The 14895-nt window shown below is 63.0% G+C and carries 14 protein-coding genes; all 14 read right to left on the bottom strand.

What is annotated here, in order from left to right:
• Nucleotides 1-13: 13 nt before the first annotated feature.
• Entirely contained in the window at nt 14-1072 is a 1059-nt protein-coding gene (locus NX862_RS08655) for a D-TA family PLP-dependent enzyme (RefSeq protein WP_264493505.1), read from the bottom strand.
• A 52-nt stretch (nt 1073-1124) separates the two neighbouring features.
• Nucleotides 1125-1658, bottom strand: coding sequence for a chemotaxis protein CheD (locus tag NX862_RS08650; RefSeq protein WP_264493504.1), 534 nt, complete (start codon nt 1656-1658; stop codon nt 1125-1127).
• The gene (locus NX862_RS08645; protein WP_264493503.1) at nt 1655-2641 is read right to left on the bottom strand and encodes a CheB methylesterase domain-containing protein; all 987 of its coding nucleotides are present in this window, start codon (nt 2639-2641) and stop codon (nt 1655-1657) included. The genes NX862_RS08650 and NX862_RS08645 overlap by 4 nt, the downstream gene beginning before the upstream one ends.
• An 87-nt stretch (nt 2642-2728) precedes the next feature.
• Entirely contained in the window at nt 2729-5146 is a 2418-nt protein-coding gene (locus NX862_RS08640) for a methyl-accepting chemotaxis protein (protein ID WP_264493502.1), read from the bottom strand.
• 180 nt (nt 5147-5326) lie between these two features.
• Nucleotides 5327-5698 (bottom strand): DUF8776 family protein, encoded by a 372-nt coding sequence (locus tag NX862_RS08635; protein ID WP_264493501.1) that lies wholly within the window; start codon nt 5696-5698, stop codon nt 5327-5329.
• Between the two features lie 11 nt (nt 5699-5709).
• A complete protein-coding gene (locus NX862_RS08630) occupies nt 5710-6096 on the bottom strand; it encodes a response regulator (RefSeq protein WP_264493500.1) in 387 nt (128 codons plus the stop codon).
• Nucleotides 6093-7001, bottom strand: coding sequence for a CheR family methyltransferase (locus tag NX862_RS08625; protein ID WP_264493499.1), 909 nt, complete (start codon nt 6999-7001; stop codon nt 6093-6095). Before NX862_RS08625 ends, NX862_RS08630 begins: the two co-directional genes overlap by 4 nt.
• Entirely contained in the window at nt 6998-7456 is a 459-nt protein-coding gene (locus tag NX862_RS08620; RefSeq protein WP_264493498.1) for a chemotaxis protein CheW, read from the bottom strand. Before NX862_RS08620 ends, NX862_RS08625 begins: the two co-directional genes overlap by 4 nt.
• Nucleotides 7449-9641: a chemotaxis protein CheA gene (locus tag NX862_RS08615; protein ID WP_264493497.1), complete on the bottom strand. Its 2193-nt coding sequence runs from the start codon at nt 9639-9641 to the stop codon at nt 7449-7451. The genes NX862_RS08620 and NX862_RS08615 overlap by 8 nt, the downstream gene beginning before the upstream one ends.
• A gap of 1 nt (nt 9642) precedes the next feature.
• Nucleotides 9643-10014, bottom strand: a complete 372-nt coding sequence (locus tag NX862_RS08610; protein ID WP_168773685.1) for a response regulator — start codon at nt 10012-10014, stop codon at nt 9643-9645.
• Entirely contained in the window at nt 10011-10298 is a 288-nt protein-coding gene (locus NX862_RS08605) for an STAS domain-containing protein (RefSeq protein WP_264493496.1), read from the bottom strand. Before NX862_RS08605 ends, NX862_RS08610 begins: the two co-directional genes overlap by 4 nt.
• 177 nt (nt 10299-10475) lie before the next feature.
• Complete coding sequence (locus tag NX862_RS08600) at nt 10476-13547, bottom strand: alpha-mannosidase (protein ID WP_264493495.1); 3072 nt, start codon at nt 13545-13547, stop codon at nt 10476-10478.
• 57 nt (nt 13548-13604) lie between these two features.
• A complete protein-coding gene (locus tag NX862_RS08595) occupies nt 13605-14288 on the bottom strand; it encodes a response regulator (protein WP_264493949.1) in 684 nt (227 codons plus the stop codon).
• Entirely contained in the window at nt 14282-14776 is a 495-nt protein-coding gene (locus tag NX862_RS08590; RefSeq protein ID WP_264493494.1) for a MarR family winged helix-turn-helix transcriptional regulator, read from the bottom strand. Before NX862_RS08590 ends, NX862_RS08595 begins: the two co-directional genes overlap by 7 nt.
• Nucleotides 14777-14895: the final 119 nt, after the last annotated feature.

The following is a 14895-nucleotide window of genomic DNA, read 5'->3' as shown; positions in this document are numbered from 1 at the left end:
GTGCGGCCTAAGGTCAGATCACGCAACCCCGTGCAGCGACATCCCAGGGCCGCCAGATGTCCGTTCCGCGCAGAAAAACCACCTGATTCACCAGGTTTGACACCGGGCAGGCGTGGTTGGGGATGATCCGCAGCTTTTCGCCGATGGTCGGCCGCGTCGCGCAGTGGCGGAAATCGGCGTGACCGTGTTCTTCGGACAGGGCGGTGATCTCGGCCCCCGGGTAGCCTAGGATCAGCCCGTGTCCGGTCAGGCCAAACAGGTCCGAGGTCAGGCTTTTCGACCCGGCATCCAGGATGGCGCGGTCATGGGTCGGGCGGCTGACGACGGTGGTCAGCACGGTCAGCGCGCAATCGGACTCCAGGCAGGCGCCCCGCGCGATCAAAGAGCGGTCGTTGTAAATATATGTTCCCGCACGATATTCCGTCAGGGACGGCATCCGTCCGGCATGGCACAGCGAGGGTGTCCCGCCCCCCGAAATCGTGGGGCAGGCGCCAAGTTCCTTCAGGATCAGGTCGCGGGCTTCGGACAAAAAGGCTTCGACTTGGGTTTCGGCATCGGCTTTCGGATAGGTCATCAGCCCGCCGAACCGCAGCCCCTTGGCCAAGGCGATGGAAACGGCGAGGTCGGCTGCGGCCTGCGGCGTCTGCACCCCGCAGCGCCCGGCGCCGGTGTCACATTCGACCAGCACGGCCAGGGGTTCGTCAACGCCGCGAAACCCTTCGGACAGGGCGGCCACAACCTCGACATTGTCGGCGACGGTCGAAAGCTGGGTCTTTTCGGTCAGGGCGCGGGCGCGGGCGATCTTGTCGGGGGAAAGCAGGTTGAAGCACAACAGGATGTCGTCGAAATCTTCGGCCGCGAAAACCTCGGCCTCAGAGATTTTCTGACAGGCGATGCCGATGGCGCCAGCTTGGACCTGTTGACGCGCCAGCCAAGGGATCTTGTGCGTCTTGATATGCGGGCGAAAACCCAGACCCAGCTGATCAAACGACAGCTGCGTCCGGTGGATATTCGCCTCGACCACGGTCAGATCGACCAAGACGGCGGGGGTTTCGATATCTTCGATATCCATGGTGGCCTCCTTGGGACGATCTTGCCGGAGAGGACCCGGCAAGATCAACCTGTCAGAAAAGCTCCATGTTGACGACCGGCGCCTTGGGCTTCGGCGGCGGAACCTCGTTCAATTCGACCTCGTCGGCCTGGACGAAGAGCTGTTTGGCCGCCCCGGTGGCAGGCGTGAAGATGACCCGCCGCGCCAAAGTGCCGCCAAGGCTTTCCGACGTCACCGGAATCCCCTCGTTCGACAGGAAGGTATGGGCGAAGGCGGCGTTCTGCTTGCCGATGTCCGACAGCGTCGCCGACATGCGCGCGCCGCCAAACAACTTGGCCTGCAGACGCGATTTCATGGCGCCGCTTTTCAACAGCTCGTTGATCAGATGTTCCATGGCATTGACGCCAAAGCGGATATGGCCCGAATCGGTGCCCCGCCCGGCGGGCAGCAGGAAATGGTTCATCCCGCCGGTCGCCGCCACCGGGTCGAACAGGCAGACCGAGATGCAAGAGCCCAGAACGGTTGAAAATTGGGTCCCGGGATGGCGGGAGACGTAATAGGTCCCCTGCACCACGTAGACCATCTTGCCTTCATTCACGACAGTCACGATGCGATCCGTCCTTCCTCGTTCCCCTGAGCGCAGGCTTTCAGGATGGCTGCGGCGATATCGCCCAAGGCCAGTTGTTGGCGCACGGCGCCGATTTCCCAGGCGGCGCGCGGCATGCCGTAAACGACGCTGGAGCTTTCGTCCTGTCCGATGGTCATGGCCCCCCCCTTGCGCAGCGCCAGGAGTCCCTCGGCCCCGTCGCGGCCCATGCCGGTCAAAAGCGCGGCGACGACGGAATTTGCCGAGCTGACGGCCGAATGGAACAGCGCATCGACCGAGGGCAGGTGGCCGGTCACATGGGGGCCGGGTTCGACGTCGACCCGCCAGGGCTTGCCGGATTTCAACCGCATATGGCCCGGGCACCCAGCCGCGACGACGACATGGCCGGTCATCAGCTCCATCCCGTCCTGGGCTGCGACCACGGTGACGGCGCAGCGCCGATCCAGCAGGCGAATCAGGCTTTCGCTAAAGCCCTGGCCGGTGTGTTGCACCACGGCAATCGGCGGGCAGTCTTTCGGCAAAGCGGACAGCACGGTCAAAAGCGCATCCACCCCCCCGGTCGAGGCGCCGATCAGGATCAGTTTGCCCGAGCGGCTGACCCCTGTCGTGGCCCGCAGCGGCGCCGAGACCACGGGGGACGGTTGCCTGATGCTGGGACTTTGCATGGCCGCAAGGATCTGGGCGCAAATCGCCTCGGGCGAATGGGCGGTGTCGATGGGGGCGAAATCCCCGGGCTGGTCGCCGCCCGAAATCCCCGGCTGGCCGATGCTGCGATGATCCACCGTGATCCAGCGCGCATCCAGCGCGCGGAACAGGGACCGCATCAAGCTGAATTCTGGCAGAAGTGCCAACTCGCGGGCGACGAGCACAAGTGCAGGTTCCATCGCCTCGGCCGCGGTATAGGTGGCGGGAAGATCCGAGGCCTGGCCGATCACGCGCATACCGGGTTTCCCCTCGATCGCCTTGACCAGTTTCATTCGCATGGCCGGATTGCCCCCGGCGACGATTATGGTGATGGCAGACACGCGGGATCCCCCCTTAAACTTGCGACTCACTCAGGCCATGGTGGATCAGAAGTCCTGCCATTTCGTTGTGGTGGTCGAAGAAGATGCGGCGGATTTTCTTGGAAGGGGCGGTGCAACCGGAAGCGGCGCGGGCGCTTCGGGCAGGGAGAAACTTTCTTCCTCGACCTCGGGTTCCGGGGCCAATTCGAAATCTCCCAAAGGCTTCAGCTCGATCACCGGAGGAGCTTCGGGCAAGGGGAAATCAACGACCGAGCCCATTTGGCTGGGTTGGAAGCCGGTGGTGCCGCCGAACCGGCTGCCGCGGACCCGGAATTGCGAGACAAGCTCGGACAAGCCAGAGGATTCCTGGTTCATCGACTGTGCGGCGGCAGTCGCCTCTTCGACCATGGCGGCATTCTGCTGGGTCACTTGGTCCAGTTGGCTGACGCCCAAATTGATCTCTCCCAGGCCGGAGGATTGCTCTGCCGCGCCCGAAGCGATCGAGGACACCAGCGTCGAAATATGCGTCACGCGGTTCACTATATTGGCCAGGGCATCGCCCGCTCGGCCGACCTGTTCGACACCCCGCCCGACATGCTGGGTGGAGGCCGAGATCAAGCCCTTGATTTCTTTGGCAGCACCCGAAGAGCGCTGCGCCAGGGCCCGCACTTCGGAGGCCACGACCGCAAAGCCCTTACCCGCCTCGCCGGCCCGGGCAGCCTCAACCCCGGCGTTCAGGGCCAGAAGGTTGGTCTGAAAGGCGATGTCGTCGATCACACCAATGATCTGGCTGATCTGGTCGGACGACCGTTCGATTTCTGTCATGGCAGAGACAGCGCCGGCCACGACTTTACCGCTTTCCTCCGCTTCGCTGCGGGCAGAGCGGACGATGGATTCCACCTCGCGGGCCCGATCGGCAGCGGAGCGGATCGAGGCTGTCAGCTCGTCCAGCGCGGCGGCGGTTTCCTCCAGCGTGGCGGCCTGAGTTTCGGTCCGGGTCGACAGGTCCTCGGACGACTGGCTGATCTCGCGCGCCCGGGAGCGGATGCTTTCGGCGGTTTCCACCACCATGGCCATGGTTTCCGAAAGGCGTTCGGCGGCCTGGTTGAAATCTATGCGCAGGGCTTCGTAGTCGCCGAAATCGCCGTCGATGACGTGGGTCAAATTGCCAGCGGAAAGGTCACGCAGGCCGACCGAAAGGGCTTCGACCACCACGCGCTGTTCTTCGGCGCGCCGGTTGCGGTCATCCTCAAGCGTCGCGGCCAAGCTGAGTTTTTCCCGCAGCGCATCCAGCGATTTGGCGATATCGCCCAATTCGTCATTGCGCTCGGAATCCGGCACGGCGTCGGTCAAGCTGCCCTCGGCGATGCGGCGCACCGATTGAACCACACGCTGCACCGGTTTGGTGATGCTGCGGGCGATCAGAAGGCCCAGGCCGGTCGACAGGGCCGCCGCGACCAGGGTGCCGATGGCCGAAGCCCAGATGGCGCTGTAGACCGGGCCCATAGCCTCGGATTTTTCAACCTGAACAATGACTTGCCAGTTCAGCCCCTTCACATCTATTGGCGCGAAGACCATCTTGACGGCATCGCCATCCGCCAAGGCGGGGATGTCCAGCGGGGTCAGGGGGGCGGGCGCCTTGGCAAGTTCCGCACTGACAAGGTCATTCGGTTCCAGGACCTTCGGGCCGGTTTCAAAGCGCGATGCCGTGCGGGCGGCCCCATCGGCGCCGACGATCAGGATATCCCCGGTCTCGCCCAGAGCGGCGAGGCTGGTCAGCGACGAGGTCAGCAACTTGTCGGAGATTTGCACGGCAAGGACACCGATCACCGCCCCGGCCTCGGACCGGATCGCGGCTGCGGCGAAGGAAGCCGGCACATTGTTCGACGGTGGATAGGGGGCGAAATCGGAAAGATGGACCGTGCCGGACGGATCGGCAACTGCCGCCTGGAACACCTTGGACAGGTTGTCGTCCTTGTCCGGCCCGGTCAGCAGATTGGTGCCGAAATCGTTCTCCTTGGCCATCGTATATATGACGTCGCCGTCCGGATTGATCAGGAACATGTCGTAAAAGCCGTGCAGCTCGACCCAGCGGCGGAAGTCGGCATGGAATGCGGCATGTTGCGTGTTATAGGTCGAACTCGCGGCGGGTTGGTCTAGATTCTGTCGCGCACCCAAGGGGTTGGGATTGTCGTCGATGAAATCCTTGCGCACCCGGGTCGCAGCATCGGGCCCATAGGTGTTCCACCCCAGCATCATCCGGCGATAGCCGGCAAAGGCCGTCGACGAGCCCGCCATATCCCCAAGATTGGTGGTCAGCGTTCTATAGAACTCTTCCACTGTGGTCTTGCCCGACTTGGCATCCCGGATGATGGTCTGATCAATCTGCCGCGTGGCAAGATCGGACAGCTGGGTGACGCTGATCGCACCGACGGCCGCCGCGACCGCCATGGATATGCCCACGATGGCCAGGGGCAGCTTCACCCTTAACGGAAGCGAGCTCAAAAAAGACATGATCTTCCTTCTTCCTTTCGTCCCACGGCGCGACTCGGCACAGCATCAAGATGAAGCGAGGCATTTAAGGTCGGATTAATCCTGAATTGCTCAATCCGCTTTTGTGGCGGAAACTTTGGTCCGGCTTGACCTACGCAAACCCGGCCGGGATCAAAACAAGACAGGGGCTGAGTCTTGGGCAAGGGTGGCGCCCTCGCCCAAGAGGCGTTGGCGCAGGTCTGCCAAGCGCAGGCGTTTCATGGCCTGTTCGGCCTGAACCCCATCGGCATCGGCATGGCGCGCCGATTGCGCAAGATCGTCCAGCCAGAAGGACAGATCCTCCAGCGTTTGGCTGAGCAGGTCGATCTTCTGCAGCGACACGACCGAGGACCGGAAATTCGCCACCGTTTCGGGCACTGGGCTGCCATGCGGCGGCCGGGCCAGAAGGGGGGCAATGCTGTCCTCGATCTGCAACAGCAGGCGGGCGCTGTCGGCCAGGATGGCCGCCGTGCGCTCCAGCAGGGGGGGGAGGGGTTCCTTCATCGCACGCGTCCTTACAACGGCCCGACGACGCGCTCGATCGAGGCCTTCATCGTTGCGGTTGTAAAAGGCTTTCGGATCAGGTTGTTAAGCCCAAGTTCCTGCCCGATCCGCAGCAATTCGGGCGTCGGCTGACCGGTGATCAGGATGAAGCCGATGCGGGCCGTTGTCTTGTTGGTGCGCAGGGCATGCAGCAGTTCCAGCCCGTTCATCCCCGGCATGTTCATGTCGCAAAGGACCAGGTGGACCGGCGCCGCGACGATCTTGCCCAAAGCCGCCTTGGCATCGTTTTCGGTCTGGTATTTGGTGATGCCGATCTCTTCCAGCGACTGGGTGATCAGGGCGCGGCTCACCGACATGTCGTCTACAATCATGATACGGATCGTGTCGCGCAGGCTCATTTTTTGGGCTCCTCGAAAGATGGGGCGCCGCGGCCGGAGCCGGACAGACGCTGATAGGCAGTGATTCCGACGGCCTTGAACATCTGTTCCGCCGGTCCGAGCACGCGTTCGGAATGGCCGATGCACAGATGGCCGCCCGGGCTAAGCATGTCGCCAAAGCGGGCCCAGAGTTTCGATTGCGTCGGTTTGTCGAAGTAAATCGCGACGTTTCGGCAGAAGATGACCTGGAAGGGGCCAGAGATCGGCCAATCCTCGATCAGGTTCAGCTTGCCGAAGGTGATCAGTTCGCGGGCGGCCTGACCAATGGTGAATTTCCCCGGTCCGGCCGGTTCGGTATAGCGGCGGAGCGCTTCGGGAATCCCCTTGCGTTCCTCTTCTGGATAGATCCCGGCCTCGGCCTTTTTCAGGATTTCCGGGTCCACATCGGTGGCCAGAATCCGGAAGTTGCTGCGCGCCGCATCAGGGAACATCGACAGAATCGTGAAGGCCATCGAATAGGGCTCTGGCCCCGCCGAACAGCCAGAGGACCAGATGCGCACCCGCCCCCCCTCTTTCGCGGTCTTGATCAGCCCCGGCAAGGCCACCTCTCGCAAGAGCTTGAAGTGATGCTCTTCGCGAAAGAAATGCGTCACATTGGTCGTCAGGGCCGAGAGCATGGCATTGCGCTCATCCGTGCCATTCGGGCCCGAAATCAGCGCGCAATAGGACCGGAAATCATCCAAACCCAGGACGCGCAGCCGTTTCAGAAGCCGCGAATAGACCAGATCGCGCTTGGCCGAGGTCAGGTTCAGGCCGAAATCACGCATCGCAAGGTCGGCAATGACCTTGAAATCCGCATCGGAGAACTTGATCCGGTCCTGCATCCGGTCTTCGCCCATGGGCGTGGATTGAAGGGGAAGGCTCATTGCAGGGTCCGACCCGCTTGATGCAGGACCGCGCCAAGGTCGATGACCCGGGTCATGCCGGTTTCAATCGGGATGACCCCGGTGATGCTTTGCCGTGCCATTTCCGATCGGATATCCGGCGTTTCCTGGATCTGATCGCGCGAGACGGACAGGATTTCCGACACCGCCTCGACCAGAAGGCCGACGGTCTGTCCGCCATGCATGGCGACCACGATGACATTGCGCGGGTTTTCCGGCGTTTGACCCAGACCGAACCTTGCGGCCAGGTCATAGATCGGGATCACCGAGCCACGCAGGTTCATGACCCCCAGCACCTCGTTCGGGGCATGGGGCAAGGCGGTTACAGGGCTCCACCTTCGGATCTCGCGCACTTGCGTGATCTCGATGCTGAAACTCTGGTCGCCAGCCGAGAAGGTGACGAATTCGACTTCGGATTTGACGCTATCTTCAGACATTTGCGTAAGCGGTCCTTCCCGCGTTGGAGAGGATGTTTGGCATATGCATTCCGGCAGTCCGTCCGCCGGCAACGGCATCGGGGTCGAGGATCAGGGCGATGCGACCATCACCCAGCACGGTGGCGGCAGAGACGCCGGGCACCGAACCGAAATTGCTCTCAAGGCTTTTGATGACGACCTGGCGTTGGTCTTGAACGCCATCCACCACCAGGGCACATTCGCCCAGGCTTTCGGATTCCACCAACAAAAGCAAAGGCGCAGCTAGATTGTCGGGCGAGGGGAAGCCCAGGCTTCGCGCCACATCGACCACAGGGATCATGCGACCGCGGATCGAGAGCAGAGTCTCATCCGTGCCGATCCGGTGCAGGTCAGAGGGCTGCGGACGGATGGTTTCAATGATCGAAGTGATCGGCACGACGAGGGTTTGCCCCCCCACGGTCACGACCATCCCATCCATGACGGCCAGCGTCAGGGGCAGCATGATGGTGAATTCGGTGCCCTGACCCGGGGTCGTGGCAATCGAAATTCGCCCCCCCAGTGCCGTCACCGCATTGCGCACCACATCCAGACCCACGCCGCGCCCCGACAGGTTTGACACCGTCGCAGCCGTCGAGAAACCGGGCATGAACAGCAGCTGATCAATTTCCGAATCGCTGAGTTCCGCATCGGCAGGCACAAGGTTCTTACGTTTCGCGATCTCCAGGATCTTGGGCCGGTTCAGCCCCGCCCCATCGTCGCGCACCGTGATGATGACCGAACCCGAGCGATGTGAGGCCGACAGTTTGATCGTCCCCATCGCCGGTTTGCCCGATGCCGCCCGCGCCTCACGATTTTCAAGGCCATGGTCGACGGCATTGCGGATCATGTGGGTCAAGGGATCGGCAAGGCGCTCGACCACGGTCTTGTCAACCTCGGTGCCCTCACCCGAAGTCACGAGTTCAGCCGCCTTGCCGGTGGCATCGGCCGCCTCGCGCACGATCCGCGACATGCGTTGGAACAGCGATTTCACCGGCTGGGCGCGGATGGCCATGACGCCTTCCTGAATGTCGCGCGCCAGAAGCCGGTAATCCTCGATATGCATGACAAGATCGTCGTCACGCGTTGTGGTCATGTCCTGCAGGCGCTGGGCAATCATCGCCTGGTTGATGATCAATTCGCCCACCGCGTTGATCAGCCGGTCGACCCGGTCAAGATCGACACGCAGAGTGGCCTTGGGGGCCTTGGCCTCAGCATCTTCGGCCTTGTCTGCCTTCACCTTCAGGGCGGCCACGGCCGCAGCAGCGCGGTCCGACATGGTCGGTGCCTCGGCCTTGGGGGCCGAAGGTTCGGGTGCTGCAACAGGGGCGGCCGCGACGGGCGCCACGGGGGCCGCCTTGACCACGGGCACAGGCTCCACCTTGGGGGGTGGGGTCGGGTCAGCCAGCGGAGAGATCACCAGATCGCAAAGTCCGTGAACGAATTCAAAGACTTCCTGAACCGCAATTTCGCTTTCATCAGTGCGCAGCGCAATCGTCCAGGACAGATGCGGGACGGTCGGGTCCAGGTCATCCCACTCTGGCAGGCGCGACAGATCGACTGTCGTCGTCATCTGGCCCAGGTCGGCAAGGGCGGCGAACAGCAGCGCCGGTTCATGACCATTGGCATAAAGCGTCGCATGCGGCTTGAAGGCGATGGTAAAGCCCGCCTGGCTCCCGGATGCGGCCTCGGCCTCCGGAGCGGCCTCGCCCGGTTCCTCGATGGGCGCGATATCCAGCGTCACCGCGGCAAATTCGAAATTGTCCCAGGCATCGACGGCCTCGATCTTGCCCTCGCCAAGGCAGGCCTCGAGTGCGGACAAAAAGCCCGCCGAGACATCCTCGGGCATGGTGCGGCCAGAGCGTGCCGCATCGACGAGGTCGGTGAGGTGGTCGGCCGACCGGATCAGCGTGTGCATGACCTGGGGTGTCAGCTCCAGCGTTTCGGACCGCACCTCATCCAGCACGGTTTCAAAACTATGGGCGAAACTGACCAGGGCGTTCAGCTTGAACGCACCGGCGCCGCCCTTGATCGAATGGACCGCACGGAAGACCGAGTTGACGATTTCCTTGTCAAACTCGGCGCCCTGCATCGACTCGAGGCCCTCGGCCAGCGATTCGAGCAGCTCCTCGGTCTCTTCGAAGAAAGTGTCGAGGATTGGATTGCCCATGTCAGCCGATCCCCGTCACGCGACGGATCACCGAAACCAGCGACACATCATCAAAGGGTTTCACGATCCAGCCGGTTGCCCCGGCCTGCCGCGCCCGCTGTTTCAGTTTGTCACCGCTTTCGGTGGTCAGCACCAGAATCGGCACCTGGTTGTCGATGTCACCCTTGCGGATCGCATCAATGACCCCATAGCCATCCATGTTCGGCATGTTGATATCGGTGATCACGATATCGGGCCGCACCTCGGCATAGCGTTCGACACCGTCGACGCCATCCACCGCAGAGGTATAGTCGAACCCCGCCTCTTCCATGACGCTGCGCAAAAGTTCGCGGATCGTCTTGGAATCGTCGATGGCAAGAACTTTCAGTGTCATTTCAATCCACTCCAGCCAGTGTTGTCAGCGGTCAGCCCAAGTCGGGCAAAGTCCTGCACCAGCCGGGGAGGCAAGTCGGACACGTCAAAACCCAGATCGCGCCCCTTCCAATTGCGCGATGCGGTCAAAAGCACCTGCAACACGCGGGAATCCGGGCGCTTCTGGCTGCGCATCGAGACGCGGACCGCCTGATCCTTATGGCTTTGCAGGAAGGTCATCAGAGGATCGGCCGAAGCGATGCTCAGCCGGTCTTCAGGTTCGAAAGTCTTCCAGTCATGCGGCATGGACATCTCTCATGACGAATCAACGATGGTGTTACGCAGTCACCCCGGATCAGCCCGGGTCCTCCATCGAATAGACCCCGCCGCTTAAGAATTGGTTTCCCGCCAAAGCATCGCGCCGCGGGTCCGGGAAATCCGGGCCCGCGGCGCATGAGGATTTGGGTAAAAGGCCGCGCGTCCCTAGCGGCGGGTCAGGGACAGGCTGGCCAGCTGGAAGGGCGCCAGGTCGGCGGCGGCCGCGCCAGGCACCTCAAGCAGCGTAAGCCCCCCTTGCACCTGCCAGCCCTCGGCCAGCCGTGGCCCCAGGACCGCCCGTCCGCCACCGGGTTCATAGACCCGCAGAACCAGAGAATCCCCCGATTCCGCCGGTTTAAGCGCCGAAATCGCGATATGGCCGGGCAGGGCCAGCCCCTGCCATTGCCCCGGCGTGACCTGGGCCACCTGCGCCAAAAGCGGCTGGTTCAGGTCCTGCGCCTCGGGCAGAACGCTGTCCTCCCAATCGCCCGAAAACGGCAAAAGCGCATAGGTAAAGGCCTGGCGCCCCTCGTCGGCCAGCAGGTCAGGATAGACCGGCGACCGCAGAAGACTGAGGCCCAATTCGTTGCCCAGAACGTGATGACCGTATTTCCCGTCATTCAAAAGCGCCACGCCAAAGCCGCGCTCCTGGATCAGGGCGAATCGGTGGCTGGCGACCTCGAACTTGGCGGCATCCTGCGGCGTGTTGCGATGGGTGGGACGCGAGATCACCCCAAGCGCACATTCGAACAGCGCCTCATTCGCCTTCACAGCCAAGGGGTTGCGCGATTTCAACAGGACGCGACGGTCGTGCCAGTCGATTTCGGTCGCGATCTCCAGCCGGGCAGAGTTTGCCCAAAGCCGGTAGTGCTGCACCACGCGCGAGGCGCCAAAGCGGCGCGTCACGGTCAGCGCGGCGCGGTGCGGGCCGGTTTCCGTGACCTCTATCGTGTCGGCCAGCAGCTCGCGGCCGTTTTCCGTATAATCCTCCTCGATATCCCAGGCGTCAAAGAAGCGCGGTTTGTCGACATAGGCCCAGATCTGGTTGCCGCGACCGGACAGAGCCTCGCGCCCCGTGCGTTTGTCGGTCAGGCGGTGGATCGTGCCATCCGTGCCGATCTCGGCCCGGACAAAGGCGTTCTCCAGATGGGAGGCGCTGATGGTCAGAGGGCCGGGCGCGGCCAGATCGCTGCGGGCCGTGACCGAAAGGCCGGGCAGAAGCTCGGGCGCCGAAAGGATATGGCCTTGGGCGGTTTTTTGGCTGGTGGCCAGAGGGGTATCAAGCGTGACACGCAAGGGCCGCGGTTGCAGGTCGGGGTTGACGACGACCAGACCCTTGTGGGGGCCCTTGTGCTTGGCGGCAAGCGTCCCAAGCGCCTGATCCTGCAGGAGTTTACCCTGAGAGATGACCTCTGACAGCTCGCGTTCTGCGGTCTGGTAGACTTGGGAAATCGAAGAGCCCGGCAGGATATCGTGGAACTCGTTGCGCAAAAGCTGATGCCACAGCGCGGGGATTGGCGCCGGCGTGGCCCCGCCGCGCAGCGCGGTCAGGCTTTGCAGGATCTCGGCCGTCACCAGCGCGCGTTCGGCGCGGCGGTGAAGGAATTTCGTGCGCCCCTGCGTCGTCAAAGTGCCCCGGTGGTATTCCAGGTAGATTTCACCGACCCACTTCGCCTGGGCCTTCTGGCCCGCGAACCAGTCGCTGACATTGACATGGTGCATTTTCGGGACGACCGGAAAGTCGGCCAGCTGACGGATTCGCAGGATCTGTTCTTCGGTCGGGCCGCCGCCACCGTCGCCGTGACCATAGCACAGCAGCGATTCCCCGGCGGTTTCGCGGTCCTGGAAGTTCTTCCAGGTCTCGATTGCGGCCCGCGGGCCCATTTCGGCGTTATAGCCATTGGCGGGATTGTCAAAGGTATGCATCAGCACCTCTGACCCATCCAGACCCTGCCAGTTGAACAGGTCATGCGGCAATCGGTGACGTTCGGACCAGTTGGTCTTGATCGTGAAGACCGAGGTCAGGCCGGCCTGGCGCAGGATTTGCGGCAAGGCGGGGGTAAAGCCGAAGGTGTCTGGCAACCAGGCCACGGTTGAATGTGTCCCGAAGGTCCGGACGAAATAATCCGTGCCGTAAAGGACTTGCCGGATCAGGCTTTCGCCGCAGGGCATGTTGGTGTCGGGCTCGACCCACATTGACCCGATGGGCTCCCATTGGCCAAGGGCCACCAGGGTTTTGATCGTGGCGAACAGCTCTGGGTCGTCCTGTGCGACGAAATCATAAAGCTGCGCGGTCGAGTGGTTGAATCGGAACTCTGGGTAGGCCTTTGCCAGTTGCGTCACAGTATGGAAGGTGCGCTGACCTTTCCGCCGGGTTTCATCCATCGGCCACAGCCAGGCAAGGTCGATATGGGCGTGACCGGTCAGGGCCAGTGACCCTTCTGGCGGGAAACGGGTCTGCAGCGCGCGCAGTCCCGCGCGCAGATGGTCGCGCGCGGCGATCACACTGGCCCGCGCGGTATCCGGCAAGGGCGTCAGGGGGCCCGAAAGGTCGGGCAGGCTCCAAATCTCGCGCGATTCGGCCGTATGCTGGATGCGGCGCAGATAGGCTTGCGTCTCTGTCGGCCAATCCAGCAGATGAAAACTGGCCTCTGCCAGCGTCATGACCGGGTCGCAGGCGGCATGAGGGGCAGAGTGGTCGGGATGCGGGCGGCGCGGGAACCAGTTCGGCACGCCCCAGCCTTCAACTTCATGCCCTCCCAAGGTGCGTGTGAATTCAACGACTTGGGTCAAAAGGCGGATGTAGTCGGCAAGGTCCTGTTCCAGCCAGGCGACCTCGGCCCGGGTCAGGGCGGCGTTGCGGGCGGGCACGCCCTGTTCCAGCCGGGCGACGCAATCGGCCTCGATGGCAAAGCGGCGACCGGGCAGGGGGAAGCTTTGGTGCGGCGGGTTCAGACCGTGGGATTGGGTCGTGTCGCCCGTCAGCCGCAAAAGACCCTCACCGCCCAGCCAGAGGCTCAGACGGGTGTCTTCCAGCGGCCAATGCGCGGGGATTTCGACGGCGGGATGGGCAAAGCGGCGCGGGCTGCCTTGGTCAGTCCAAGGCGTGCCCATCGGCGCCGGAACCCCGTCCAAGGTCCAATCGGACAGCGGCAGGGCCTCACGCGTAACCCATTGTTCCAGTTCAGTAATACGTTTATTCATGCGCCGGATGCGCATTTCCAGGGGCAGTTTCATGGTTCCTCCCATCGTTGGGGGAAGGATGGCGGCAGGCCCGTGAAGAGTAAAGCCGCCTCAATCGGGGGCCAGCATATAGCCCTCGCCGCGCACGGTTTGCAGGTAGCGCGGCTGGCGCGGGTCGTCCTCTAGTTTGCGCCGGAGCCGCGTGATCTGGACGTCGACGGCGCGGTCGCCGCCCTCGTCCGAGCCGAGTTTTTCCCGCGGCACCGGCGCGCCCGGGGTCGCCGCAAAGACCCGCATCAGCTGCGCTTCGGTCGCGGTCAGGCGGATCAGCTCGTCGCCCTTCCACAGCTCGCCGCGGTCGGGATCATAGCGATAGGGCCCCAAAGACAGGTGGCGATTGACCGGCTCAGAGGGTTTGACCTGTGGCACACGACGCAGAATCGCGTTGATCCGCAGCAAAAGTTCCTTTGGTTCAAAGGGTTTGACCAGGTAGTCATCGGCCCCGGCCTCCAGCCCCTCGATCCGGTTCTGGGATTCCCCCCGCGCGGTCAGCAGAAGGATCGGCACGGCAAGGCGCGCGCGCAGCTCGCGGGTAAAGCTGATCCCGTCCAGCCCCGGCATCATGACATCCAAGACCAGCATGTCGAAATCCAAGCCCGCCATCAGCCGCCGCGCCTGATCGGCATCGCGGGCGGTGGTCACAAGATAACCGTTGCGCATCAAGAACTTCTGCAACAGGCCGCGGATTCGTTCGTCGTCGTCAACGATCAGAAGATGGGCGTCGGGGGTCATGATCCGTCCTCGCGCAGGTATTGGCGGCGCATTTCGGGGTCCATCATCGCCTCCAACACGGTGCGAAAACCTTGGACGGCCTGAGGACCGGCGGCGCGATAGGCCGCGCGCATCCGGGCGCGTTGAGCGTCGGACAGCGCACGTTCCAGCTCGGCGCCCTTGTCGGTCAGGTGCAAACGCCGCTCGCGCTTGTCGGTTTTGCCCACGCGCGCCTCGACCAGGCCATCGTCAAACAGGGTGCGCAAGACGCGGTTCAGGCTTTGCTTGGTCACACCCAAAATCGCCAGAAGGCTGGAGACGGTCAGACCCGGGGTGCGGTGGATGAAGTGGACGGCGCGGTGATGGGCGCGGCCGTAGTCGCGCTCTTCCAGGATGCGGTCGGGATCGGCGGTGAAGCCGCGATAGGCAAAGAACATCGCCTCGATGCCTTTGCGCAACTGTTCATCGGTCAGATACAGCAGGCTTTCGCCGCTGGGCGGGGTCTCGGCCATGGGGATCTCCTTGGGGTCAATTTACGTCAGTGTTGTTGACATTCCAAGACAGAAAGCATAGTCCGGCGATGATTTTGCGCAATAATATGTCCGATGTGGACGTTATTGCGCAAGATGTG

It is taken from the genome of Stagnihabitans lacustris (assembly GCF_025950525.1).
Lineage (GTDB): Bacteria > Pseudomonadota > Alphaproteobacteria > Rhodobacterales > Rhodobacteraceae > Stagnihabitans.
Note: the sequence above shows the minus strand (reverse complement) of the source record. Positions and strands in the feature narration are given on the sequence as shown.

Bases quoted from the DNA above. Each gene is read 5' to 3' on its own strand.
- NX862_RS08655 (WP_264493505.1), bottom strand. From the start codon at position 1,072: ATGGATATCGAAGATATCGAAACCCCCGCCGTCTTGGTCGATCTGACC.
- NX862_RS08645 (WP_264493503.1), bottom strand. From the start codon at position 2,641: ATGCGAATGAAACTGGTCAAGGCGATCGAGGGGAAACCCGGTATGCGC.
- NX862_RS08635 (WP_264493501.1), bottom strand. From the start codon at position 5,698: ATGAAGGAACCCCTCCCCCCCCTGCTGGAGCGCACGGCGGCCATCCTG.
- NX862_RS08630 (WP_264493500.1), bottom strand. From the start codon at position 6,096: ATGAGCCTGCGCGACACGATCCGTATCATGATTGTAGACGACATGTCG.
- NX862_RS08625 (WP_264493499.1), bottom strand. From the start codon at position 7,001: ATGAGCCTTCCCCTTCAATCCACGCCCATGGGCGAAGACCGGATGCAG.
- NX862_RS08620 (WP_264493498.1), bottom strand. From the start codon at position 7,456: ATGTCTGAAGATAGCGTCAAATCCGAAGTCGAATTCGTCACCTTCTCG.
- NX862_RS08615 (WP_264493497.1), bottom strand. From the start codon at position 9,641: ATGGGCAATCCAATCCTCGACACTTTCTTCGAAGAGACCGAGGAGCTG.
- NX862_RS08610 (WP_168773685.1), bottom strand. From the start codon at position 10,014: ATGACACTGAAAGTTCTTGCCATCGACGATTCCAAGACGATCCGCGAA.
- NX862_RS08605 (WP_264493496.1), bottom strand. From the start codon at position 10,298: ATGCCGCATGACTGGAAGACTTTCGAACCTGAAGACCGGCTGAGCATC.
- NX862_RS08600 (WP_264493495.1), bottom strand. From the start codon at position 13,547: ATGAAACTGCCCCTGGAAATGCGCATCCGGCGCATGAATAAACGTATT.
- NX862_RS08590 (WP_264493494.1), bottom strand. From the start codon at position 14,776: ATGGCCGAGACCCCGCCCAGCGGCGAAAGCCTGCTGTATCTGACCGAT.